At 45.2% G+C, this 25766-nt stretch carries 23 protein-coding genes; 13 read left to right on the forward strand and 10 right to left on the reverse strand.

The annotated features are described in order from the left end of the window. Nucleotides 1-186 precede the first annotated feature (186 nt). Complete coding sequence (locus tag AB4484_RS18955) at nt 187-2196, reverse strand: FAD-dependent oxidoreductase (RefSeq protein WP_372079804.1); 2010 nt, start codon at nt 2194-2196, stop codon at nt 187-189. Between the two features lie 279 nt (nt 2197-2475). On the opposite strand from AB4484_RS18955, the gene sppA reads away from it, so the two are divergent. Continuing rightward, the gene (sppA, locus tag AB4484_RS18960; RefSeq protein WP_048615120.1) at nt 2476-4326 is read left to right on the forward strand and encodes a signal peptide peptidase SppA; all 1851 of its coding nucleotides are present in this window, start codon (nt 2476-2478) and stop codon (nt 4324-4326) included. Between the two features lie 118 nt (nt 4327-4444). Then, nucleotides 4445-5461, forward strand: a complete 1017-nt coding sequence (gene ansA, locus AB4484_RS18965; protein ID WP_019823767.1) for an asparaginase — start codon at nt 4445-4447, stop codon at nt 5459-5461. Between the two features lie 143 nt (nt 5462-5604). On the opposite strand, the gene AB4484_RS18970 is transcribed toward ansA, so the two are convergent. Further along, nucleotides 5605-5886: a YeaC family protein gene (locus AB4484_RS18970; protein WP_010437067.1), complete on the reverse strand. Its 282-nt coding sequence runs from the start codon at nt 5884-5886 to the stop codon at nt 5605-5607. 113 nt (nt 5887-5999) lie between these two features. Here AB4484_RS18970 and AB4484_RS18975 point away from each other — a divergent pair, with 113 nt between their 5' ends. Further along, the gene (locus tag AB4484_RS18975) at nt 6000-6806 is read left to right on the forward strand and encodes a DUF2989 domain-containing protein (RefSeq protein ID WP_372079842.1); all 807 of its coding nucleotides are present in this window, start codon (nt 6000-6002) and stop codon (nt 6804-6806) included. Between the two features lie 175 nt (nt 6807-6981). Here AB4484_RS18975 and msrB read toward each other — a convergent pair whose 3' ends face one another. Beyond that, the gene (msrB, locus tag AB4484_RS18980; protein WP_019823761.1) at nt 6982-7419 is read right to left on the reverse strand and encodes a peptide-methionine (R)-S-oxide reductase MsrB; all 438 of its coding nucleotides are present in this window, start codon (nt 7417-7419) and stop codon (nt 6982-6984) included. A 319-nt stretch (nt 7420-7738) separates the two neighbouring features. Between msrB and gap the strand changes: the two genes are divergently transcribed. From gap to AB4484_RS19015, 7 genes are all read left to right on the forward strand, one after another. Further along, nucleotides 7739-8734, forward strand: coding sequence for a type I glyceraldehyde-3-phosphate dehydrogenase (gene gap / locus AB4484_RS18985; protein WP_017059382.1), 996 nt, complete (start codon nt 7739-7741; stop codon nt 8732-8734). 242 nt (nt 8735-8976) lie between these two features. After that, nucleotides 8977-9861 (forward strand): D-hexose-6-phosphate mutarotase, encoded by an 885-nt coding sequence (locus AB4484_RS18990; RefSeq protein WP_372079806.1) that lies wholly within the window; start codon nt 8977-8979, stop codon nt 9859-9861. Nucleotides 9862-10159: 298 nt separating this feature from the next. Then, nucleotides 10160-12196 carry a methyl-accepting chemotaxis protein gene (locus AB4484_RS18995; RefSeq protein ID WP_372079808.1) on the forward strand — a complete coding sequence of 679 codons (2037 nt, stop codon included), beginning with the start codon at nt 10160-10162 and terminating at the stop codon, nt 12194-12196. Nucleotides 12197-12388: 192 nt separating this feature from the next. Further along, complete coding sequence (gene rlmA / locus AB4484_RS19000; protein ID WP_372079810.1) at nt 12389-13204, forward strand: 23S rRNA (guanine(745)-N(1))-methyltransferase; 816 nt, start codon at nt 12389-12391, stop codon at nt 13202-13204. Between the two features lie 75 nt (nt 13205-13279). Further along, on the forward strand, nt 13280-14233 hold the full coding sequence (locus tag AB4484_RS19005; RefSeq protein WP_372079812.1) for a ChaN family lipoprotein: 954 nt from the start codon (nt 13280-13282) through the stop codon (nt 14231-14233). Between the two features lie 275 nt (nt 14234-14508). Then, the gene (locus AB4484_RS19010; RefSeq protein WP_372079813.1) at nt 14509-14862 is read left to right on the forward strand and encodes a hypothetical protein; all 354 of its coding nucleotides are present in this window, start codon (nt 14509-14511) and stop codon (nt 14860-14862) included. Nucleotides 14863-14990: 128 nt separating this feature from the next. Then, a complete protein-coding gene (locus tag AB4484_RS19015; protein WP_060982255.1) occupies nt 14991-16877 on the forward strand; it encodes a BCCT family transporter in 1887 nt (628 codons plus the stop codon). A 105-nt stretch (nt 16878-16982) separates the two neighbouring features. On the opposite strand, the gene AB4484_RS19020 is transcribed toward AB4484_RS19015, so the two are convergent. Continuing rightward, complete coding sequence (locus AB4484_RS19020) at nt 16983-17420, reverse strand: YcgN family cysteine cluster protein (RefSeq protein WP_048610470.1); 438 nt, start codon at nt 17418-17420, stop codon at nt 16983-16985. Nucleotides 17421-17579: 159 nt separating this feature from the next. Between AB4484_RS19020 and AB4484_RS19025 the strand changes: the two genes are divergently transcribed. After that, nucleotides 17580-17828 carry a YkgJ family cysteine cluster protein gene (locus tag AB4484_RS19025; protein WP_017059389.1) on the forward strand — a complete coding sequence of 83 codons (249 nt, stop codon included), beginning with the start codon at nt 17580-17582 and terminating at the stop codon, nt 17826-17828. Between the two features lie 100 nt (nt 17829-17928). Next, nucleotides 17929-18618 (forward strand): aquaporin Z, encoded by a 690-nt coding sequence (aqpZ, locus tag AB4484_RS19030; protein WP_248397420.1) that lies wholly within the window; start codon nt 17929-17931, stop codon nt 18616-18618. Between the two features lie 67 nt (nt 18619-18685). Here aqpZ and recR read toward each other — a convergent pair whose 3' ends face one another. From recR to AB4484_RS19060, 6 genes are all read right to left on the reverse strand, one after another. Next, the gene (gene recR / locus AB4484_RS19035) at nt 18686-19285 is read right to left on the reverse strand and encodes a recombination mediator RecR (protein ID WP_019823189.1); all 600 of its coding nucleotides are present in this window, start codon (nt 19283-19285) and stop codon (nt 18686-18688) included. A gap of 78 nt (nt 19286-19363) precedes the next feature. Beyond that, nucleotides 19364-19693, reverse strand: a complete 330-nt coding sequence (locus AB4484_RS19040) for a YbaB/EbfC family nucleoid-associated protein (RefSeq protein ID WP_050647394.1) — start codon at nt 19691-19693, stop codon at nt 19364-19366. Nucleotides 19694-19845: 152 nt separating this feature from the next. After that, the gene (gene dnaX, locus AB4484_RS19045) at nt 19846-22080 is read right to left on the reverse strand and encodes a DNA polymerase III subunit gamma/tau (RefSeq protein WP_372079815.1); all 2235 of its coding nucleotides are present in this window, start codon (nt 22078-22080) and stop codon (nt 19846-19848) included. A gap of 18 nt (nt 22081-22098) precedes the next feature. Continuing rightward, nucleotides 22099-22644, reverse strand: a complete 546-nt coding sequence (gene apt / locus AB4484_RS19050; protein ID WP_017101994.1) for an adenine phosphoribosyltransferase — start codon at nt 22642-22644, stop codon at nt 22099-22101. Between the two features lie 161 nt (nt 22645-22805). Continuing rightward, nucleotides 22806-23177 carry a YbaN family protein gene (locus tag AB4484_RS19055; RefSeq protein WP_029225617.1) on the reverse strand — a complete coding sequence of 124 codons (372 nt, stop codon included), beginning with the start codon at nt 23175-23177 and terminating at the stop codon, nt 22806-22808. Between the two features lie 360 nt (nt 23178-23537). Continuing rightward, nucleotides 23538-24641, reverse strand: a complete 1104-nt coding sequence (locus tag AB4484_RS19060; protein ID WP_048610462.1) for a response regulator — start codon at nt 24639-24641, stop codon at nt 23538-23540. 228 nt (nt 24642-24869) lie between these two features. On the opposite strand from AB4484_RS19060, the gene AB4484_RS19065 reads away from it, so the two are divergent. Next, a complete protein-coding gene (locus AB4484_RS19065) occupies nt 24870-25745 on the forward strand; it encodes a LysR family transcriptional regulator (protein WP_017067604.1) in 876 nt (291 codons plus the stop codon). Nucleotides 25746-25766 lie beyond the last annotated feature (21 nt).

The raw sequence follows: 25766 nt of genomic DNA on the forward strand, positions 1-25766 counted from the left end.
TATTATTTGTATACTTGAACTTTAGCACAGAATACAAACGATAATAAATCTCAACGGCTGTCCATTTAGGCTAGATTAGAAACAATAAAGGCTCCTAAATCTATGACTTAGGAGCCTTGTTCAAAGTCTAACTCAGCAAATTAAGTAACAATATCTACCGATAAGATTACAGTTTGATAGCTGATTCTATAACTTAATCGCTAGCTCAACACCTTGACGAATTGCGCGTACTGCATCCAATTCACCCGCGTAATCGGCGCCGCCTATCACATGCAGTTTGCCACCAAACTCTTGCCACATGTCTTCGAATGGACGAACTGACACCTGACCTGCACATACGATAACCGAGTCAGCATCCAGCACCTGCTCTTTCTTACCAACGCTGATATGCAGACCTTTATCATCAATCTTGTTGTAGCTTACGCCACCCAGTAGGTTCACACCGCGTTTTTCTAGGGTGCGCTTATGAATCCAGCCTGTAGTCTTGCCCGGACCTTTACCAACACGACCCGCTTTACGCTGCATCACCCAAACGGTTTTATCGCTGAACGAATCAGGGTAAGGGTAAAGCCCACCTGGGTGTTCCATATTCTTATCGATGCCCCACTCATGCAGCCAGTCATCTAAACTGTGCGAGGTAGGCTCGGTTAGCATGGTTGCTACATCGACACCAATACCACCGGCACCAACAATTGCGACCTTTTCGCCTACTGGTGCCTTTTCGCGAATCAAGGTTTGGTAGTCGACCACGTTTTCTTGGTCGATGCCCTCAATATCGAGCTTTCTTGGTTCAACACCCGCAGCCATCACCACTTCATCGTACTTCAACAACATCTCAAACGTTGCTTCAGTATCCAGTTTCAGGTTCACGCCTGATGCGTCGATTTGGTTAGCAAAGTAACGAATCGTTTCTCTGAACTCTTCTTTGCCCGGAATCTGCATTGCCAATCTAAACTGACCGCCGATACGGTCATTTTTCTCAATCAAGTCAACCTTGTGTCCACGTTGCGCTAGGGTCGTGGCACAAGCTAAGCCAGCAGGCCCAGCACCAACCACGGCAATAGTTTTGGTCGCTTCGGCAGGCTGAACAACAATTTCAGTCTCGTAACAAGCGCGTGGGTTAACCAAACAGCTCGCGCGTTTACCTTTAAACACATTATCCAGACAAGCTTGGTTACAACCGATACAGGTATTGATGAACTGAGCTTGGTCTTGAGCCGCTTTATTAACAAAGTCTGGGTCTGCCAAGAATGGACGCGCCATTGAAACCATGTCGGCCTGTCCTGAACTGAGGATACGTTCGGCCTCTTCTGGCGTGTTAATTCGGTTACATGTCACCACTGGGATCGACACGTATGGTTTCACTTTTTCCGTCACCCAAGAGAATGCGCCTCGTGGCACTTGCGTCGCGATAGTCGGAACACGAGCCTCATGCCAACCAATACCAGTGTTGATGATAGTCACGCCCGCTTCTTCTAGCTTCTGAGCCAAAAGAACAACGTCTTCAAACGTGCTGCCTTGCTCAACCAAATCCAGCATCGACAGTCGGAAAATAATAATGAAATCTTTACCCACCGCTTCGCGAATCGATTTAACAATCTCTAGTGGGAAACGCATACGCTTCTCGTAAGAGCCACCCCATTCGTCGTAACGCATGTTGGTACGCTTACAGATAAATTGGTTAATCAAGTAACCTTCCGAGCCCATGATCTCAATGCCGTCATAGCCAGCAACTTGAGCAAGCTCTGCACTATTGGCAAAGGCACCGATGGTCTTTTTGATCTGACGAGGGCTCATCTCACTCGGTGCGAACTTAGCGATTGGCGCTTTAATACCCGAAGCACTTTGCGCGAATGGGTGCATGGCATAGCGGCCAGCATGCAGCAACTGAAGGGCAATCTTACCACCATGCTTGTGCACGGCTTCGGTAACAACTTGGTGCGCTTTTGCGTGCTTCACTTTACTGAATTCAGCACTAAATGGGGTCAATCTGCCACGTAAATTAGGAGAGAAACCACCGGTAACAATAAGGCCAACGCCTCCTTTTGCTCGCTCTTCATAAAACGCGGCGAGTTTGTGGAGACCTTCTTTATTTTCTTCTAAACCTGTATGCATTGATCCCATCAATACACGGTTACGTAACTGGGTAAATCCAAGATCGAGTGGTTCAAGTAAATGTGGGTACATGGCAGACATCACTTCTATTATTTTATCCTTGTGGTCTGACCACAGTATAGTTCAATTACCAAAAGTTCAAACAACCGTTTACATTTTTGTAACACCGATCATAATGCTGAAGGTATTAATCGTTCAGAAACCCTTAATTTGACTACACTTAATGAGAATATATATCGATTAACAATTCTTGGTGTAGTTTGAGCTTGGGAATTATCGTAGGATACTAAGCAGTTCATATTATTGAGATTAATGGTACTACGGCTTGTTAAAGCGACGTGATCTCACTGCGGAGACAGAATGAAAAAAATATTCAAATTTATAGGCATGATCTTTAAAGGGATTTGGAAGCTCATTACGTTTGTACGTCTTGCGCTGGTTAACCTAATCTTTTTACTCAGTATCGCCATCATCTACTTTGTGTACTTCCATTCAGATACGGCTCAACCGACGGTTCCACAAGATTCGGCTTTAGTGCTTAACCTGTCTGGCCCTATTGTGGAACAAAGTCGCTATATCAATCCGATGGATTCGGTCACCGGTTCGCTGCTTGGCAAAGACCTTCCAAAAGAGAACATCCTGTTTGATATCGTTGAAACGATTCGCTACGCAAAAGACGATGACAAAGTTACTGGTATCGTTTTAGCACTCAAAGAGTTGCCAGAAACTAACCTAACTAAGCTACGCTACATTGCTAAAGCGTTGAATGAGTTCAAAGCAACAGGCAAACCGATTTATGCAGTGGGTGACTTTTACAACCAAAGCCAATACTACCTAGCCAGCTACGCAACTAAGGTCTTCCTATCACCAGATGGTGGGGTTCTTCTTAAAGGCTATAGCGCTTACTCGCTTTACTACAAAACGTTGTTAGAGAAACTAGACGTAAACACGCACGTGTTCCGTGTGGGTACTTATAAGTCAGCTATCGAGCCTTTCATTCGTGATGACATGTCAGACGCAGCGAAAGAGTCCGCTTCTCGTTGGTTAAGCCAGCTATGGGGTGCGTACGTTGATGACGTCAGCAACAACCGTCAGATCGATGCTAAAACACTGAACCCAAGCATGGACACCTTCTTGAAAGAACTTGAGTCTGTGGACGGTGACATTGCAAAACTGGCCGAGAAACTTGGCTTAGTGGATGAGTTAGCGACACGCCAACAAGTTCGACTAGAGCTTGCCGATGTTTTCGGCAGTGACGGCCAAGACAGCTACAACGCGTTTGGTTACTACGAATACCGTGCAACCATGCTTCCAGACATGACCAGTGAATCTCACGACGTTGCCGTGATTGTAGCGAGCGGCGCAATTATGGATGGCAAGCAACCACGTGGCACGGTTGGCGGCGATACCACTGCAGCCCTGCTACGCCAAGCACGTAACGACGATAAAGTGAAAGCCGTTGTACTTCGTGTAGATAGCCCAGGTGGCAGTGCCTTTGCTTCTGAAGTTATTCGCAATGAAATAGAAGCGATCAAGCAAGCGGGTAAGCCGGTTGTTGTGTCGATGTCGAGCCTTGCTGCTTCGGGTGGTTACTGGATCTCGATGGGCGCGGATAAGATCCTAGCTCAGCCAACCACACTAACGGGTTCAATTGGTATCTTCAGTGTTATCACCACCTTCGAAAAAGGGCTGAATGATATTGGTGTTTACACAGATGGCGTTGGTACCTCACCTTTCTCTGGTCTTGGTATTACGACTGGGCTTAGCGATGGCGCGAAAGACGCGTTCCAAATGGGCATTGAAAACGGATACCGCCGATTCATCAGCCTAGTTGGAGAAAATCGCGGTCTGGAAGTCGATGCTGTCGACAAGATTGCTCAAGGTCGAGTTTGGACAGGTCAAGATGCGATTCAGAAAGGCTTAGTCGATGAGATTGGTGATTTCGATGATGCGGTTGCAGCAGCAGCTTCACTTGCAGAGCTTGAAAGTTACAACATCTACTGGGTAGAAGAGCCACTTTCGGCTACTGAACAATTTATTCAAGAATTTATGAACCAAGTTCAGATGTCGATAGGCCTAGATATTCAATCGATGATACCAAGCAGTTTACAGCCGGTTACTCAGCAGTTAGCTCAAGATAGCCAGCTGTTAGGCAACTTTAACGACCCACAAGGCCGATACGCTTTCTGCTTAAATTGCCAAGTTCAATAAGTTGAGCCAATAACTCAATAACTAAGGGGTGCCTCTGTGTGAGGTGCCTCTTTTTATTGCATGATAATTCGCTATAATCGCCCCCCTGTTCCCTACATCACACTAAGTATTAATCGCCATGGAAAGAAAACACATCTATATCGCGTACACCGGCGGCACAATTGGCATGCAGAAGTCTATTGACCACGGCTATGTTCCTGTCGCAGGTTTCATGGATAAGCAGCTAGCTGGCATGCCTGAATTCCATCGCCCAGAGATGCCTGAGTACACCATTCACGAATACTCTCCATTAATGGACTCTTCAGATATGACGCCACTTGATTGGCAGACTATCGCTGATGACATTCGCGCGAATTACGATAAGTACGATGGTTTCGTTATCCTGCATGGTACAGACACTATGGCTTACACTGCCTCAGCACTGTCTTTCATGCTTGAAAACCTCGGCAAACCTGTGATTGTTACGGGCTCTCAGATCCCATTAGCAGAGCTTCGTTCAGACGGACAAGCAAACCTGCTGAATGCGCTACACATTGCGGCAAACTACCCAATCAACGAAGTGACACTGTTCTTCAACAACAAGTTGATGCGTGGTAACCGAAGCACTAAATCACACGCAGATGGCTTCAATGCGTTTACGTCTCCAAACCTGAATCCTTTGCTAGAAGCGGGTATCAATATCCAACTTAGCAATAACGTAAAGGTAAACGAACAACCTGAAGGTGCTTTCAAGGTTCATAACATTACTCCGCAACCTATCGGCGTAATCACAATGTACCCAGGCATCTCACACGAAGTTATCCGTAACACGCTATTACAACCTGTTAACGCGATGATTCTGCTTACTTTTGGTGTGGGTAACGCACCACAAAACCCAGAACTGCTTCAGCACTTGAAAGATGCCTCAGAGCGCGGTGTTATTGTGGTGAACCTAACTCAATGTTTGGCGGGTAAAGTCAACATGGGTGGTTACGCGACAGGTTGTGCACTGGCAGAAGCGGGCGTGGTCAGTGGTTATGACATGACACCAGAAGCGGCATTGGCGAAGTTGCATTATCTATTAAGCCAAAACCTAGGCTACGAAGAAGTGAAGGCTCAGATGCAACAAGTGTTGCGCGGTGAGATGAGCTTATAACCGGTTCAAGGATTCACGTTAAACCCAATTATTCTATGAAAGCAACGGCGGCTTAACGTGAACTAAATCGTTTTATTGCTTATAAATAAACGAGTTAAACTAAAAGGGGTGGCACATTGCCACCCCTTTGTTGTAATTTAAGCTTAATGATTCGGGTTAACCCTAACAATGTCTTCTTGATCTGACTTAAACTGTTTCTTTAGTTCAGACTTAGATTTAAAGCTAATCTCACCACCAGCTGCAATTGTCATATGTTGAGCTTCAGAGTTATGTTTAGATTGGTATAACATAACCGCTTGCATACACGAGTCGCGCTGTTCTTTTGAGAGCGCCGTACCTTCTGGCCATTTACCCGTTTCAACTGCGTAGGTTAAACGTTCGTAGACCTCGGGTGTCATTGCGCTAAGAAGTTGTTCTGCATCCATGGTAAAGCCTTAGTTTTAACAATTTTCACCAGAAAATAACCCGTAACAGAATTGAGTCAAGAACCTGACCAATAATAAGTGCATCTGATCACAAGTGAAGGAATATGAAAATTATGAAATGGTTGGCGATTATCCTATTGCCTTTCACTCTGGTTGGGTGTCTTGAAGGGAACAAAAATACCGATCAACTGTGCCAAAGCAACCCGGGTCTTCAGTGTGAACAATTGAACATGAACGATGGGCAATGTCGTGTCGCACGTACCGACCTCATCTGGCATCGATTTGAAGTTCAGAAGCAACCCACCGAAATCAACAAAATTAAAGAATTCGAATTAGTCACTGCCTACAAAAAGTGTCTAGAGCTCGCGGCACAGATCGAAACGATCGATCAATCTAAGCTGCAAGAGCGTCGCTTTACCTCTTTAATGCACAGTATCGAAGAGTCTGAGCGCATTGTTGATGAGCTATCGAAATCCGATACACCGGAAACGCTGTACTTCTTGTGGTCGCAAACTGGGGACACCAATGCCAGACGCAGTTTCCTACAACTAGAAGGCTCTGAAGCGTTAAACACAGCCGAGATGCAGTATGCCTTGGCAACCTTCTATACTACCCGCAATCATATAAAGACACTTAAGCTACTCAATAATGCGTTAACGCTTTCTAATGGCTCGGCAGCCAACACTGAAATCTTCAAGTCGATGGCCAGTATCAACCACAGCCTGGGTCATATGGAAAAAGCGTACGTTTGGGCGATGGTTGCCAAAGACTTTGATGTGCCGATTGCTTCTGAAGCCGAGCTCACCGTGTTGTATCATTTCGACAAGGCAACCTATAAGAAGCTAAATAAAGACGCAGACAACATTGTCGAAGCGATTGAGGATGGAATTTACAGCCCTTCAATCGTCCCAAGTTACTGAGCGCTTCATTTATAGTGTTCTAACTTAAGCTTCTTATTCTCCTGCTTTCAAATAAAAACAGCTACCTTTTTGGTAGCTGTTTTTATTTGTACTAGAGTTAAATCTGAAATCTTGGACGTTTCAGCATTCCTAAATCGACAAATGCGACCTGTAAGGATTAGACAATAGTTACAAGTTATTTCGTACTTTCGTCATTTTTGTTGAAAATTAACGACACTGAATTAACACAGAACCGTTCACCTGTGGTCTTCGGACCATCAGGAAAAACGTGACCTAAATGACTATCACAGGCGGTACAACGGATCTCTACACGCTTCATTCCGTGACTTAGATCTTCTATATAGCGTACAGCTTCATCATTCACTGGGGCATCAAAGCTTGGCCAACCACACCCAGAGTCATATTTGTTATCCGACAGAAACAAAGGGCTTTCACAGCATGTGCAGCTATAGACGCCAGTCTTATGGTTGTGCAGTAACTTACCGCTATATGGGGCTTCAGTACCACGTTCACGACACACTGCAAATTCGTCGTCTGTTAGGCGTTCACGCCAGTATTCATCAGGCTTTATCATATTTCCTCCCTTTTGAATCACGTTAATATCTCTCCACATTCTCAGTTATTATATTTACTTTTTTCTATAAAGGCTTGCATATCACTCGTTTTGTAGCACATACTTTCTCACCAGGAAACATTGTACATATACACTCATAAGTGAATCATCATTTAGGGGTATTTTACCCAACTGGAAGGGTACAGAGCCACTTGCAATGGTCAATTTTCAACCACTTACACCCAATTGTTAAGAAAAGCGTCGCTTTTTTTTGACATTAAACAAGTTAAGTCGGATTATCTATTGCAGATGTATACTGGATTCTGTAATTTTACTACCAGTTATCTTTAATCAGAAATTAAGTTGTGGAGCAACTACAATGACTATCAAAGTAGGTATTAACGGTTTTGGCCGTATCGGCCGTTTCGTATTCCGCGCAGCTCAAGAGCGTGCAGACATCGAAGTAGTAGGTATTAACGATCTAATCGACGTAGAGTACATGGCATACATGCTTAAGTACGACTCAACTCACGGCCGTTTCAACGGTACTGTTGAAGTTGAAGGTGGTAACCTAATCGTTAACGGTAAAACTGTACGTGTTACAGCTGAGCGTAACCCAGAAGACCTTAAGTGGGATGCTATCGACGTAGACGTAGTTGCTGAAGCAACTGGTCTTTTCCTAACTGACGAGACTGCACGTAAGCACATCACTGCTGGCGCTAAGAAAGTAGTTCTTACTGGTCCTTCTAAAGATGCAACTCCAATGTTCGTAATGGGCGTTAACCAAGCATCTTACGCTGGTCAAGACATCGTTTCTAACGCTTCTTGTACTACTAACTGTCTTGCACCTATCGCTAAAGTACTTAACGATAAGTGGGGCATTGAGTCTGGTCTTATGACTACAGTTCACGCTACTACAGCAACTCAAAAAACTGTAGATGGCCCTTCTGCTAAAGACTGGCGCGGTGGCCGTGGTGCTTCTCAAAACATCATCCCATCTTCAACTGGTGCTGCTAAAGCTGTAGGCGTTGTTCTTCCAGAACTAAACGGCCTTCTAACTGGTATGGCTTTCCGTGTACCAACTGCTAACGTATCTGTAGTTGACCTAACAGTTAACCTAAAAGAAGCTGCATCTTACGAAGAAATTTGTGCTGCAATGAAAGAAGCTTCTGAAGGCGAAATGGCTGGCGTTCTTGGTTACACTGAAGACCAAGTAGTATCACAAGATTTCATCGGTGAAGTTCAAACTTCAGTATTCGATGCTAAAGCTGGTGTTGCTCTAACTGACAAATTCGTTAAAGTTGTATCTTGGTACGACAACGAAATCGGTTACTCAAACAAAGTTCTAGACCTAATCGCTCACATCTCTAAGTAATTTCTTTTTAGAAATCGCTTTAGATAAGCATTAGCGAAGACTGTTTTGAGCAGACTTTGAAAAAGGCGACCTTAGTGTCGCCTTTTTAATACCTGCTATCTTTTAAACCGCGTCTGTCTAAGCCTATCAAGATAGCCCAAATGCAAAATTCAATTCTAATACTGACTCTGTTTATCACTCATAAAAACACAAGCATCACTCTAGTCAGCATTTGAATTCAATTTCCTTAGAAGGATCATGTAATGGATTTATCTACTCTACCTGCACTAGCGGTACTTTCTGACAACGTGACTATCGTTGAACACGAAGGTGTAAAACTGGTTCGCATTATCCACGATCAAGCAAACGCAGCGATTTCACTGTTTGGCGGCCATGTGGTGTCATTCCAACCGCAAGGTCAAGAAGACCTGATTTGGATGAGCCAACAAGCTAAATTCGACGGTAAAACGGCTCTGCGTGGTGGTCTTCCAGTATGTTGGCCTTGGTTTGGTCGCATTGCAGCACCAGCACATGGTTTTGCCCGTTCAAGTGAATGGCAATTGGTTGAGCACCGTGAAAACGAAGCTGGCGTGATTGTAAGCTTAGGTCTGAAGCCAAGCGAAGAGACGCTAGCAGTATGGCCTCATCAGTTTGATGCACGTTTGAATGTTGAGATCGGCGAGCAGCTAAAAGTAACGCTGGACGTGAAGAATACAGACTCTCAACCATGGACTTTCTCTGGTGCACTACACACTTACCTAAACGTTGGTGATATTCACACCACAACCACAACAGGTATGGGTGCTGAGTACATTGATAGCCTGCAAGGTGGCAAGATCTGCCAAGGCGGTTCTGAACTGGTACTGACCGACACAATTGACCGTGTTTACACGCAACCAGAAGCGCAAATCTTTGTTGCTGACAAGAAGCTGGATCGCACGCTAACAGTTGAAAACCACGGTCATAACTCTGCAGTACTGTGGAACCCGTGGGCTGAAGGCGCTGCTGGTATGGGCGACATGCAGGACGACGGTTACCTAACCATGCTGTGTGTTGAATCAACACTGCACGCACCAAGCCTAGAAGCAGGAAAAACATTACAGCCTGGCGAAAGCCACCAGCTGATTACGGTCATTTCCTCAAACTAGACCTCTAGCGAGTTTAATTAAAAATAAAAATGCAGCTCATTGAGCTGCATTTTTTATTGCCCTAACCTCACACGCATCGCCTAGTAATCAATGCTTTAACACAAGCCTATTAGTCCATCACCTCTTTGTTCAACCCCGCACCATTTAGCTCCCATCACTCTAGTTTATAAATATAACTATCAATTCATTAATTATTATCAATTACTGCCGATAAATAAGTACCTATGATAGAAAGCTCAATAACAAACTTCCTTAAAACCACTTAACAACACCTCAATGAAGACAGGATAGTGAATTCATGTTCGAGAAATACAAAAATCAAAGTGTTGGCTTCCAACTTAAGTTGGTCATTTTGCTGTGCTTGCTTATCGCCTTTGGCTCCATTGCGACACTCGTGTATAGAAATGCCTCTCAGGTGTTATTAGACAACACGTTGAAAGAACACCAATCCAAAGTAGAAGCGATGGCCAAAACCATCTCTGGTCAGTTCGATGCCTACCTGCACACCGCCAAAGTTTTAGAGTCCACTTTTCGTAACGGTTACCTAGCAGGTGTTTATGTTGAAAGTTATGACGTTGAGTTCAACGGTCATTCCATTCCTAACATGACTCAATACGGTGAGAGCCTAATAAACGACACCAAACTCGTTGATAGTTTTACCCGAGACACAGGTGCCGTAGCCACCCTATTTTCCCCATTTGGCGACGACTTTATTCGTGTGTCGACTTCTCTTAAAAAGCCTTCAGGCGAACGAGTCGTTGCGACCACGCTAGGGAAAAATCATCCTGGCTATAGCAAGCTCAAGAATGGCCAGCCTTATTACTCTCAAGTTAAGCTCTTCGGCCAACGTTACATCACCTACTATGCGCCTTTGACCAATGCTCAAGGCAAAGTAAACGGTATCTCTTTCATTGGTCTGCCAGTAGAAGAGGCGACTCAAAGCCTGTTTGAATCTCTGCGCTCTGTATCATGGGGTGACACCGGATACACCATCATTGTTGATAACGAGAAAGAGCATCAAGGCCAGTACTTACTGCACCCGACTAATGTTGGCGATGGTAAATCGATTGTTGACGTGGCTGACTACGACGGCAACAAACCTTTCTATCAGATCTTTGAACAGCCATCAGGTCTAATTCTATATCCATACAAGGTTAAAGAAACCGTTGGTGAGAAGTACCTTGTCTACACTGAAGTTCCTGGGTGGGATTGGAAACTGCTTGGCGGTACTTTTATCAAGGAAGTGACTAAAGGTAGCGACGAATTGCTCAAGCTCATCGCCATTATTGCGACCTTAATTGCTGCCGCCACCATCGTCGCGTTAACCTTCGTGTTGAACCGCACATTGACACCGTTAACGACTTTAAACGAGTACATGCTACGTCTAGGAAAAGGCGAAGTAAGCCTGCATATTCCAAACAATGGTAAGCAGACCAAGAACGAGATCAGCAATCTGAATACCGGTGTTGCGAACATGGCAGCCCAGCTGAACACACTCGTGGGCGAGATTCGTGCAACCAGTGACCAAGTACAGAACAGCTCAAGCAGTGTGTCACAAGATGCTAGCCACAACTTGAGTCAATCTGACCGCCAACAAGCACAGGTTGAGCAAGTCGTTACTGCCATAGAAGAGATGGCCACCTCTGCTGAATCAGTAGCGCAGCAAGTGAACAGCATTGCTGAAAATGTTCGCCTTGCTAATGAAGACAGCCAGAAAGGTTTAGAAGTCGTTGAAGGTGTGTGTATTGATGTTGCACAGCTGAACGATCAATTAGACAAATCAGCATCGGCCATCGAGCAAGTAAGCGCTGATAGCGAAAGCATTCAAACCGTCACCAAAATGATTGACGACATTGCAGAGCAAACCAACTTGCTTGCATTAAACGCTGCAATAGAAGCGGCGCGTGCGGGTGAGCAAGGTCGTGGCTTCGCCGTAGTAGCCGATGAAGTGAGAACATTGGCTCATCGCACACAAACGTCAGTCCAAGACGTAGTGAGCATCATCGAGAAGCTAAAATCTTCGACCCATAATGCCGTAAACCTTATGACGCAAAGCCAATCGAATGCAAACCAAGTACTCGATAAAGCGCAAGAAGCAGGCACCGCACTAGAGTCGATTGCTTCTCAAGTTGAATCTATTGCTTCTCAAGCTGAAACCATTGCTGCGACATCAGAAGAGCAAGCTCAGGTTTCTCAAGAGATAGCAGCGAACGCGCATGCGATCAGCGACTTGAACCAACAAAGCCGTGAAACCAGCGCTAAGACCTCACACAGTGCTGATGAACTTCAGAAACAAGCGGAATCGTTGAAGAATCAAGTTAACTTCTTTAGCTAAAAGCTGAGTTCTCTGTTTTATCAGCGACTCGCTCATAACTAATAGAGCCAACCATTCGTTGGCTCTATCTCTTCACTGACTGGTTCTATCTACTCTCGGATTGCCGTTAACCAACACAGCTGCGTTTATTCTAGCGCCCCACTATGCTTCCTGTTAAAATTTTGGACTTGAAATTTCTACCTCGAGTTCGCAATGACTTACCAATGCCCTTTGTGTCACCAACCTTTATCTCAAAACGATCGTACGTTTAAGTGTGAAAAGAACCATCAGTTCGACCTAGCGAAAGAAGGCTATGTCAATTTGATGCCTGCGCACCACAAACGCTCAAAAGATCCAGGTGACAACAAAGAGATGATGCAGGCACGTCGTCGTTTCCTTGAAGGTAACCACTATGACCCAATGCGCCATGCGGTGGTGACATTGTGTTCTCGCTATCTACCAGCTGAGGCACCTAGCCTATTGGATATTGGTTGTGGCGAAGGGTATTACACCAACGAAATTGCTGTGAATCTTCAAGAAAAGAATGGTGCGACTTTTGGCCTAGACATTTCTAAGATTGCTATCAAATACGCCGCTAAACGCTACCCTGCTGTCGACTTCTCAGTTGCATCAAGCCATCGACTACCCTTTGCTGAAAACAGCTTAGACGGCATTCTACGCATTTACGCGCCTTGCAAGGCTGAAGAGCTACAACGCACCATCAAAGATAATGGTGTGATGATCACCGTGACACCAGCTAGCCGACACCTGTATCAACTGCGTGATGCAATTTATGATGGCGTTCGCTTGCACGACGAAGATCCAGAAGTGATCGAAGGTTTTACGCTTGAGCACCAAGAGCAACTAAACTATATGATGGAACTATCGGGGTCAGATGCATTCGACCTGCTACAGATGACGCCGTTTGCTTGGAAGGCGAGTGAAGAGTTTAAACAACAACTCACCGAGGCAGAGCAATTCAACTGTGAAGCTGACTTTATGCTGCGAGTGTACCGCAAACAAATTTAATTGATATTGATTATCATTTGTATTGAAATCTTATCTTGCCTCCTTTAGTATGCGTGTTCTTCAAGGAGGCATTTCATGCAACGTATTATTCTTATCGGATTAGCTACTCTTCTCACAGCTTGTGCTAATCAACCTGCAAAAGACACTTCTCAAAAAGTGGCTCAAACGGAATCCGTTTCCACATTCTATGACTACCAGTTCGCTTCTCCACAAGGCGAAACACTTTCTCTCGATGCATTACCCGAGCAGCTAATTGACGCTGATGTGGTTCTTATTGGCGAATGGCACACGCATTCTGCGATTCACCGCTTCCAAACCGACTTCTTAAAAGCGCGCCGCAACGCAACACCCAACATTGCGCTTTCAATGGAACAGTTCACTCGAGAGCACCAAGCCACGCTCGACCAATACTTAAACGGTGAAATTGGCGAACAAACTCTCATGTCTCAAGCGGCAGCTTGGCCGAACTATGAAAGTGATTACCGCGCATTAGTTGAGTTCGCAAAAGCCAACGACGTCGATGTTATTGCGGCAAACGCACCAAAGCCATTTGTGCAGTGTATTGGGCGTAAAGGATTACCTTATCTAGACCAATTGTCGACCGAGCAACGCCAATGGATTGCCGCCGAAGTGAATACTGGCGATAGCCCATACAAAGAAAAGTTCATGGCTTCTATGCACCACGGTACGCCCGAGCAAACAGAAAAGCAGTTTGCCGCTCAGGTTACCTGGGACGAAACCATGGCTGAGTCGATTGTGGATTACCTAGCATCAAACCCTGATAAACAAGTGATTCATGTGGCTGGCAAGTTCCACACCGAGGGTAGTTTAGGGACGGCGGCATCAATTCTACGTCGTAACCCTGATTTAAAAATCGCCATCATCAGCCCAGTTGAAGCAATTTCAGCGGATAGCAGTGATTATCAGCTTGAAGTGCTTTCGCCGCCGGCTCGCTTTGTTAAAAAAGAGAACCGAATGAAGGCATACAAGCACCTATCAAAACGTAGCGCTAGCCTAGAGTGTGACTAGGATCTGTTGATCCACTCTTCTAAGCTAAAGAGTCGATGGGCTAATCCTAGATAATTAGCCCATCGTCACAACTTGATCACGTTCCCGTCATTCATCCTAACTCTATCTAAAATCAAACATTCTTATCGGCACAAGACTTGCTTAGTAAATAGACGATTTAACCAAGCAGACGAAAATGTAATGTGCGAATAAAAAACATCACTATCGATGATTAATTGCACAAGTTTTTCACACCTCTGCCGATACTATATTTAAGGATAGGTAAGGAGAGCGATATGACGCCAGTAGGAACGAGTAATACTCAGCTGTATTCACCTTCGCAAATGAATGCACAAGCTAAAAGCACTGGAGCTGAAAAGCCTGCACCTCTTAAGGTTGAGCAAAATACTGTTAAGCTTTCTGATGAAGGCAAAGCCCTATTATCTGCACTTAAAGAAATCGATAAAGAAGCCAAGAAGGTCGAAGCTGAAAACGCGACCGTTACCGATAAGGTTGAGTCATTTGCTCATGGCGCTTTAGGTATGGATCACCCAGATAAGATTGAAGAAGAGGACGATGGTTCTTATTCAGCAGGGCAATACTTATCCGCAGCGGCAACCGTTGGTGGCATCCTACTCGCTTTAATCTAACTTTATCCCCAGTTACTGCACTTTCCTCTCTGCATTAAAGCGATTTGTCGTCACGACAACAGACCCGATTTGGTCTAAAAAACGAGTTCATTCCATAATTCCGCTCTCATTTTAATGGAATAATACTCGTGAAAAACACTTTTGAGCTTATTGACAAGCCGACCTTCTTTGGTGCTATAGCACTCCTACTCACGATAGTTTTCCCGCTCATTTTGTTCCCTGCACAGGGCGCAGACTGGATTGCGGTTGCGAAAACATTCATGACGGACCAACTTGGATTTTTATATCTTGCGCTAGGCCTCGCTGCCTGTGCATTTATGGTTTACGTTGTGTTCAGTGATATGGGACAAATTAAACTAGGCGAAGCTGATGAAGAGCCTGAATTCAAAACAGCATCATGGGCTGCAATGCTATTTTGTGGCGGTATCGGTGCAAGTATCTTGTACTGGGGCTGTATTGAGTGGGCTTACTACTACCAATCACCGCCTTTCCAACTAGAACCTGGCAGTGAAGAAGCGGTTCGTTGGGCGGCAACTTACGGTCTGTTCCACTGGGGACCAATCGCTTGGTCTATCTATCTGATCCCTGCGATTCCTATCGCTTACTTCTTCTATGTACGTAAACAGCCAGTTCTAAAGATCTCTAGTGCGTTAATGCCTGTTCTTGGTGAACACCGCAGTAAAGGCGTACCTGGAAAAATCGTCGATATCCTTTTCATTTTCGGTCTATTAGGCGGCGCTGCAACAACGCTAGGTTTAGCTGCACCTCTGATCACTGAAGGTCTGAATCACCTATTTGGTCTACCTAAAAATAACCTAACGCAAGTGATGGTGCTTTTAGTGTGTACTGCGATTTTTGCTTACTCATCTTATGCTGGATTGGAAAAAGGCATCAAGATCCTAAGTAACATCAACTTCTGGGGTGCGATGGGCCTACTGGCTTTCGTTCTGATTGCGGGTCCAACAATCTTCATGTTAGAAACGGGGTTAGACTCTATTGGTCGTCTACTGTCTAACTTCTTCGTGATGGCAACGTGGGCTGAACCATTTGGTGGCTACGGTACATTCGAAAACACTCACTTCCCACAAGACTGGACGATTTTCTACTGGGCATGGTGGCTAGTATTTGCACCGAGTATGGGTCTGTTTGTTGCGCGTATCTCTCGCGGCAGAACCATCAAACAAATGGTGTCAGGTTCTATCTTCTTCGGTTCTCTAGGTTGTTTCTTATTCTTCATGATTCTAGGTAACTACGGCTTATCACTTCAGCTTTCTGGTGAGCTAGATGTGGTTGCTATCCTGAATGCAGAAGGCGCAACCAAAGCTATCTTCTCGATGCTTGCACAACTGCCAATGAGCACGCTAGTTATCGCGGTATTTACACTACTGTGTATCATTTTTACTGCGACAACCTTTGACTCAATCTCATACATCCTAGCGTCTGTTGTACAAAACAACGTGACAGAAGAGCCAATGCGTTGGAACCGTATGTTCTGGGCATTTACTCTGTCGTTTTTGCCAACGATCCTGATGTTCTTAGGCGGTCTAAGTACACTACAAACGGCGGCGATTGTTGGTGGCCTACCGCTGCTTGCTATCTCTGTCATGTTGATGATTTCAGCGGTTCGTGCGACTAACCTCGACCTACGTCATCAAGATGCGTACATCGAGCCAACGATCAACATCGAAGAACTGCCAGACATGGACCCTTGGTCTGCTGAAGGTATGGCACTGGCTCAATTTGAGAAAGAAAAAGATGCTGCGCAAGAAGCCGCAGAACTTGAGCGTGTTGCTTACACAGAACTTGCCGCAGTGAAGAAAGAAATTCGCGCTTATGTGTTAGAACAAGGTTCACAAATGGAAACTCATGAGTTACCAGAGAACCTACAACAAGCACTTGAGCAGGCCGAGAGTAATCTTAGTGCCGCACAAGCGAAAAAGATCGAGTTATCTGAGCAAGCTCAGAATGCTCGTATCACGTTCAACCAGGTGGTTGCAGACTTACCGCTTGCTTGACATTAGCCATGACACAGTCCATTGATTTGGACCCTCCTAAATACGACAAAGGCTCACAGAAATGTGAGCCTTTTTTTATTCGGGTGATTGACTAGTCTTCGTTAACTAGCGGTTTGGGTGGTTCAAGATGTGGTCTTCCCAATCGACAACATCGATTTCGTAAACTACTTTGTTACGAACGCTTTCACCTGCTGCATGCATCTCTGCTTTTGATCCTGTGATCAATGGGTGCCACTCAGGGATCGGCTTAGATTCTGATAGAAGACGGTAAGCACAAGTGTCTGGTAGCCAGTGAAATTCATCGATCTTGTCACGAGTCAGCTTCAAACACTCTTCACCTGAAGTGAAGCGGTTCGGGTAGTCTTTACACGAACATGTTTTGTCGTTTAACCAGCTACACGCCACATTGGTGTAGTAAACTTCATCGCTATCTTCATCCATTAATTTATGCAGGCAGCACTTACCACAACCGTCGCAAAGTGATTCCCACTCGTTCTCGGTCATTTGCTCTAGTGTCTTTTCTTGCCAAAATGGATTCGTCATAGGATTACTTCTTACTCTTTTACTGGGGTGCGTGTTATACCGCTAGCCCATAAAAAGTTCAAGGATAATAATTGTTCATTCTTTGATTCAATCAACAGCTGTCACTCTCATCATTTTTTGCTACTATCGCGCACCCTGTTATTTAGTGAGTTTAATTTGATGGAATGTCGTCTAGGTTGTGGAGCATGTTGTATCGCTCCAAGTATTACATCTGCTATTCCTGGAATGCCTAATGGTAAGCCTGCTGGCGTACGCTGCATCCAATTAAATGAGCAAGATCTCTGCAAATTATTTGGTCAACCTTCACGCCCGAAGGTATGTCACCAATTCAAAGCTTGCCCTGTCATTTGTGGTAAAACCGACCAAGAAGCCCTTGATAACCTGATCGAGCTAGAAGCCATTACCTAAGATTAGCTGACCTTTTCTTCCTCCTATATGCCCAAGATTTCACAATTCTGCGAAATCTAAACTATCTTGTTGATACTGGTACAGATTAATAAGGATCGTTATGAATAGGTATATCGCAGAAATGTTCGGTACATTTTGGTTGGTGTTAGGTGGTTGTGGTAGTGCCGTCTTAGCCGCCGCTTTTCCCGATGTAGGTATCGGCTTACTCGGGGTTTCCCTCGCCTTTGGTTTAACCGTACTCACCATGGCTTTTGCTATTGGCCATATATCTGGCTGTCATCTCAACCCTGCTGTTACTATTGGACTGTGGAGCGGTGGTCGCTTTGATGCCAAAGACGTCGCACCTTACATTATTGCCCAGGTCATTGGCGGTATTATCGCGGGTGGAGTGTTATTTGTGATTGCTTCAGGCCAAGCAGGCTTTGACGCTACGGCATCTGGTTTTGCATCAAATGGTTACGGTGAACACTCACCGGGCGGCTACTCGCTCACAGCAGCACTGGTCTGTGAAGTGGTCATGACCATGGTATTCCTATTCGTGATAATGGGCGCAACTGATTCAAAAGCGCCTGCTGGGTTTGCACCTATCGCAATCGGCCTTTGTTTAACTCTGATTCACCTTATCAGTATCCCTGTCACTAACACCTCTGTGAACCCTGCTCGAAGTACCGGCGTGGCTGTATTTGTCGGTGACTGGGCTGTTTCGCAACTATGGCTATTCTGGGTTGCACCAATTATTGGTGCCGTGATTGGCGCGATGATATACAAAGCGGTGAGAGGTTCAGATTAAACTCTGAAAAAACGTCTAAAGCAACAAAAGAAAAAGCCGCTTAGTGATGATTCACCAAGCGGCTTTTTTAGATCTTATGACGACCGAGTAAGGAGTGCGAAAGCGTGGTGCCATCCACCAGCTCTAGCTCACCACCAACGGGAACACCATGAGCGATACGGCTTGCATTCACTTCATGGGCATTACATAGCTCAGCAATGTAATGCGCTGTTGCTTCCCCTTCAACTGTTGGGTTAGTCGCTAGGATTACTTCCGAGATATCACCACGACGCAGGCGGTAGTCCAAAACATCGAGACCGATGTCACTTGGACCAATACCATCAAGTGGTGAAAGGTGGCCCATCAATACAAAGTAACGGCCTGAATATTGGCCTGTCGCTTCTATTGCTGCAATATCTGCAGGGCTCTCTACTACACAGATTTGACCATTTTCCTGACGTTTAGGATTGGTACAAATATGGCAAGTATCTTCTTCAGTAAAAGTACGGCACTCATTACAGTGACCAATTTCGGTCATTGCTTGGCTAAGAGCTTCAGCCAATTGTAGGCCGCCTTTTCTATCGCGCTGTAACAAATGAAAGGCCATACGCTGCGCCGACTTGGGGCCAACCCCAGGTAGACAACGTAAGGCCTCCATCAAATGCTCCAGCATATGACTGGTACGCATATTTAACCGTTCTGATTTTCAAGTAATAGCCTGTTCAACACAAGCCACCACCTGAATTAACCTTTAAGAATAAGTTACTTAGAAAGGCATCTTCATACCTGGTGGAAGTTGCATTCCGCCAGTTACGCTAGCCATTTTCTCTTTTTGAGTTTCTTCAACGCGACGAGCCGCATCGTTGAAAGCAGCAGCGATAAGATCTTCAAGCATCTCTTTATCGTCTTCCATTAGGCTTTCATCGATATCAACACGGCGAACGCTGTGGCTACCAGTGATCGTTACTTTTACAAGGCCAGCACCTGACTCACCTGTAATTTCCATATTTGCGATTTCTTCTTGAAGCTTTTGCATGCGCTCTTGCATTTGCTGGGCTTGCTTCATCATGTTGCCCATACCGCCTTTACCAAACATGTTAATACTCTCTGGTCTAATTGGTTTATTAAAATTAATTAAGCTATACGAGCTTAAATGGGGGTTAAAACAGTGTGATTCAACCCCTCGATGTTCAGTTCTCAGATTTGCTTATCTGGGATGATACGCCGGTCACTAAACAAGAAAACGTTCTAGATAGGACGAACGCTGTCTCTGTCGAGTTCAGCGGCAAAACGTCTTTCAATGAACTGTACGTTGGCATCGTTTTCTAAAGCGGTAAACGCGTCTTTCAACTTACCTTGATACAATCGTTCTCGTAATTCTAGCGGCGTTTCTCCACCATCACCGATTTCAACACTCAAATGACACTCTTCTCCAAGCACAGTATTGAGAGACTGCAATAGCTCACTCTGTGCACGGTCCGTATTCAAGTGAGCTTGGCTCGCTCTTAACGTTAAAATGATTGATGTGTCGTTTTTAGCAAACACTGAGTTCAATGCTAACTGTTCAACAAGCTTGGCTGTCTCTAGCTTTTGAATCGTGGCGGACCATTCATCTTGAGCAATCGACTCTTGAAGCAATTTGTCGACCATTTCTGGTGTCTTAATATGCTCTAACGCACGCTTGATTTGAGTAGGTGTTAGCTCTTTGCTCACCTCTTTCACTACAGGTTTAGACGGTTTCCAGCGATAAGGTTCATTATCGTTGGTCACATTTTCTGTCGAAGAGGCTGATAAAGAAGCTGGCGACACCCGCTCAGAACCACCGTGTTGCTGAGCAACTCGATCAAGAACTGAAGTTTTAGCAGGTGTCGCTTTAGCCTTTTTTGGCGCCGAGCCTTTGTTTTCTGTTGCCGAACTGCCTCTACGTTGAGAACGTAATTGGTGGCGTAAACCACTCACAGGCGAAGTTGCACGCGCTGGCTGCTCTTGCGGAGCAGAAGGTGCAGCGCTTGGCTGTTGAACCTGACTCTGGTTTTGATAATTCGTTTGTTGCTGCTGAGGCTGCTCTGCACCGTAGCTTGGACGCTCATCATAAGCAGGAGGCGCATCATACTGGCTATGCGGGTAATCCTGTTCTGGATAACCTTGGTTGCCTGAGTGATCAGCGTAACCTTGCGAATCTGAATACTGTGCTGGATTCTGCTGCGGAGCCTGTTGTACGGGTTGCTGCTGCATAGGCTGCTGTTGAGGCGCCTGTTGTCGCATTTGAGGCTGTCTCGGAGCTGCCATTGGCGCAGGTTGACTCACTGACTGAGCAACGTTCTGAGCTTGAGCTGCTGGAACTGGCGCTGGGCTTGCCGACTGAGTCGAGATTGCAGTAGCAACCGCAACCGCTTGTTCAGCTGGTCTAAATGCCAACATGCGTAAAACCACCATCTCAATACCAACGCGAGCGGTTGGCGACAATGGTAAGTCTTCACGACCTTTCAACACGATCTGGTAGTAGAGTTGAATGTCTTGTGGACTAAGCGCTTTGCTAAGTAGTTCAAGCTTCTCTGCATCAGGCTGTGCCTTATCTAATGTAGATGGCAAAGCTTGGAACATCGCTAGACGATGCAGTTGAGTCGCAAGCTGATTCAGCAAACCATCCCACTCAACACCGTTCTCAGCAAGGCTTTGGATACACGCCATCGCTTGTTGTGGCTGCTTACTGCTAATCGCTTCAAGCAAGTGGATAGCTTGGTCGGTATCCAGTGTTCCGAGCATGTGAGCAACAGTATCTGTTACGACATTGCCGTTACCTAATGCGATAGCTTGGTCTGTAAGGCTTAGTGCATCACGCATACTGCCATCAGCAGCATGAGCAATCATTCCAAGCGCACGAGACTCAGACGTCACATCTTCTTGTTCAAGAATATGATCGAGCTGCTCGTGAATATTATCAACGCTGATCGGCTTAAGGTGGAACTGCAAACAACGCGACAAGATCGTCACTGGAAGCTTCTGTGGATCCGTTGTTGCGAGCAAGAATTTCACATACTCAGGCGGCTCTTCTAAGGTCTTTAAAAGCGCGTTAAAGCTATGCCTAGAAAGCATGTGTACTTCATCGATTAGGTAAACCTTGAAGCGACCACGTGCAGGCTTGTACTGAACATTGTCCAGAAGCTCGCGGGTATCTTCTACCTTAGTACGTGATGCCGCATCAATCTCAAGTAGGTCAACAAAGCGACCTTCATCGATTTCTTTACAGGTTGCACATTCACCACAAGGTGTTGAGGTAATGCCTGTTTCACAGTTGAGTCCCTTAGCAAACAAACGGCCGATGGTCGTTTTACCGACACCTCGTGTACCGCTGAACAGGTATGCATGGTGCAACCTGTTCTGGCTAAGGGCATTCTCTAATGCTGTTAAAACATGGGCTTGACCAACCACTTCTTTGAATTTGGTTGGTCGCCATTTTCGCGCTAACGCAAGATAGCTCATGAATAATTCCGAAAAGGATTAGTGACCGTCGAATTCGCAGATGCTAAACACTTCTAGGCCTAAGCCTTGTAAGCGCTTATCACCACCGATTTCTGGAAGGTTAATAACAAATGCAGCGTGTTCTACCACACCACCAAGCTGACGAATCAACTTTGTTGTTGCTTCAATCGTACCGCCCGTTGCTAGCAAATCATCAACCATAAGCACTTTATCGCCTTCAACGATAGCATCAGTATGGATTTCTAGAGTGTCGGTGCCGTACTCAAGCTCATAAGATTGTGCCACAGTTTGACGAGGCAGCTTGCCCGGCTTACGAACAGGAATGAAGCCAACACCTAGCTCAAGAGCAAGAGGCGCACCAAATAGGAAACCACGAGCTTCAGTACCAACGATCTTAGTAAAGCCCATGTCCTTGTATGTTTCCGCTAGCAGGTCGATAGTCGCTTTGTAAGCTGCTGGATCTTCCATCAAGCTTGTTACGTCACGGAACAAAATACCCGCTTTAGGGTAATCTGGAATGCTTTTGATGCTTGCTTTGATCAGAGAGATTTTTTCTGTGTTCATAATCTTATGCACTTCATTAGGCCGCTTTCCAAACTCTCGTTAACGAATCAAACATCAACGCTTGGAATTAAGGAAAGGTACGATTGGTATTCATTGCAACGAGAGTCATAACTCTGATTGCTGAAATAATAAACGCCCGCTATACAAGCAGGCACACTGGCTTAATGGTAGTGATTTTCTTTGCTGTCAGCAACCAACTCATGGGTTGGAAGTCGCATAAACCATGTGAGAAGAATAACAAGTACGCAAATTAGGAAAGCCTTGACCCAAATGATAGGGGCAAAGTAGATGGATAACGCAAAACTCAACAAGATAAAGAATACGCCACGCGTTTTAACTTGTTTGGTGACGGCACCGTGTTGATACCAATTGTTCAGCAAAGGACCCAGCGTTTTGTGCTCATGCATCCATTTATGGACTTTCGGATTACTTCGCATGAAACATGCGCTAGCAAGAAGTAGGAAAGGAGTGGTTGGCAGAACGGGCAAAACTATCCCTAGAACTGCGAGAAATATACAAAGGCCACCAGCAATATTGAGGCTTAAAACTCGAACGCTAATTGTGGCCTCCTTGAGTTAGCTATCACCAATCGGCGACGACAGCTTAACTAGAATGTTGCGTAACCATTAAATACACGGATCAACGTAAGTGTTGCTGGTAGCAATGGAATCATTAAAAATGCGGCTAAAAATCCTAAAAAGTAGAATACATTAAACGGGTCTTGAAAGTCTTTGTTATCTGCCATGATTGCTTCTTGTTTTTGTTAGTAAAGGTAAGTATCCGGCGAACCAAACCCGCTTTGCTAAATCGACATTTAACAAAAAAGGCATAGCCACACCATTTGCGCAACTATACCTTAATCAATTATTCACAAAAACCGAGGAAATATAGGGTTAATCAGTAGACCCTTGGTGTATGTCTAAACTGAAACTTGCCGATCCAAGTAGGCTCAACGAAAGTTGGCAGCCCTGTTCGATCGGAAGGTCCCGCGTAATAAAGTTCTTCTTGCAGTTCTCGCCCAAGCGCTCACCTGCTGCAATATGTTGATTCAATTCACCATTCGACCATTGCCCATCTAAACCCGCAGGTAAAATGGAGATGGTTCCCTCGGCAAGGTCTGCAACACCAAACAAAGCATTCACTGGGGTGGAACATTTAGAGCAACGAATCCCCTTCTCTAGAATCTCAGCGATATCTTTGAGATCAACGTTAAAATCTTTTCTGTTTCTTATGTAATCGTGGAACAGCGCTCTCACTAACAATGTTGTCGCGGAGCCGCCATTATCAGACGACGATGAATCGACGAGGTAAAAAGCAAACTGCCCGTTCATCATCCACGCATAATCAAACACAAGTGGCATCATCTCTGTTGATTGCAGTAACCGGTAACTGCAACGCCATGATCCTTGTCGCGTATCTTTCTCTGGAAGCAACGCATGCAGTAAGTCTTTTGCTGCGCTTGGGTTATCTTGAAGGTAATTCAGATGCCAATGCAGTTCTTGGTCTTCAGGGATCTCTCCCCCGTCATCCACACAGAACCATTGGCTCGAAAAATCTCGTTGGTCTGAAATGTTATCGAACGAATCTGTCAATGTATTCGCAATCGCACTTCCTAGGTGACGGTGATCCTCTAACGGTTTCGCTAAGAAGTCTTTAATACCAAATCGCAAGGCTTTCGCCACATCAGACATATCATCAGTGCCGGACACCACGATCATAGGCAGTGACGGGTACTCTAAACTGAGCTCTTCCACAAGCTCGATGCCATCAAGTATTGGCATTGATAAGTCACACACAATTAAATCTGGCGCTGAGTCTCTAAGTTTCTGCAAAGCGTCCAGTCCATTTTCAGCCTCAACCACTTTATAACCGACCTTGTCTAGGTACGCGCTGGTTATACGGCGAAAAATAGGATCATCATCAACCAACATCACGCATTTTTGGTTAATTACTTCCTGAGCCGAGGTCATTACTGGCTGACTGTGAGTTTTGTACATAATCTATAACCTCACAAAACTAAGTCGAATTATTATTGTTATCTGTTCTAAGAACTAATATAAAACTTAGTAATAAAATGCTAAATACACAAATTTGCACTCTTTGCTGGTAATTCGTGACGAGGGTTGGAATACTTGTAAATAGTGCAACGAGTTGACGTAACGCAAACATTGATCTCACTGTTACGTATAAATTAGATGAGATTGTAAACAAATGTGTCTGGATTTATGAAATTAGATGATTTAAACCTCTTTCGACTCGTCGTTGAAAATGGGAGCTACACCGCAACATCGCGCAAGACTATGATTCCGGTTGCGACCATCACACGACGCATCCAAGCCTTAGAAGATTCTTTGAACCTTAGGCTTCTAAATAGACACGCGCGTAAACTTTCTTTAACAGAGGCAGGCGAACGTTTCTTCAATGAATGCTCTCCGCTGTTGCAACGTCTTTCTTCTACCGCAGAAGAGTTAACTGACGTGTGCAAAGGCGCTTCCGGTAAGATTCGTATTACGGCACCCTCAAACCTGACCAAGCGCATGATGATGCCAATGTTCAGTGAATTCATGACTCAATACCCTGATATCAATATTGAGCTGATGATGAACAACCAAGCGGATCAGCTGGATCCAACGGAATGGGACGTAATTTTCCGTGTCGGTCCACAGCGTGATTCAAGCCTAATCGCTCGAAAAATCAGTGAAGTCAAAGATATTCTTATCGCGAGCCCTGAGTACTTAGCGAAGAACCCAGCTCCAAGCCATGCTGAAGAACTAGCGAACCATTCGCTACTCAAAGGCTACCCGCTAATTAAGTGGCAGCTGAGTAATTCGAATGAAGAGACGGTGGTGAATAGCGAGAAAGGCCGTTTCAACGCCAATGCGCTTAATGTCGTGAGACAAGCGTGCTCAGAAGGCCTAGGTATCACCCTGATGCCTGACGTGATGATTCGTGAATACATTGAAGATGGCAGCTTAGTGCAAGTCTTAGAAGACTGGAGCGCTAACCCTCGTGACATTTACATGCTTTATAACCACAAAGACCACCTCCCAGAGAAAGTGAGATTGTTTATTGATTTTGTGATCGCATACCACATTCATTAAGGTCAATCCCCTTCTCTATAA

It is taken from the genome of Vibrio sp. 10N.261.46.A3, assembly GCF_041472995.1.
Classification (GTDB): domain Bacteria; phylum Pseudomonadota; class Gammaproteobacteria; order Enterobacterales; family Vibrionaceae; genus Vibrio; species Vibrio coralliirubri.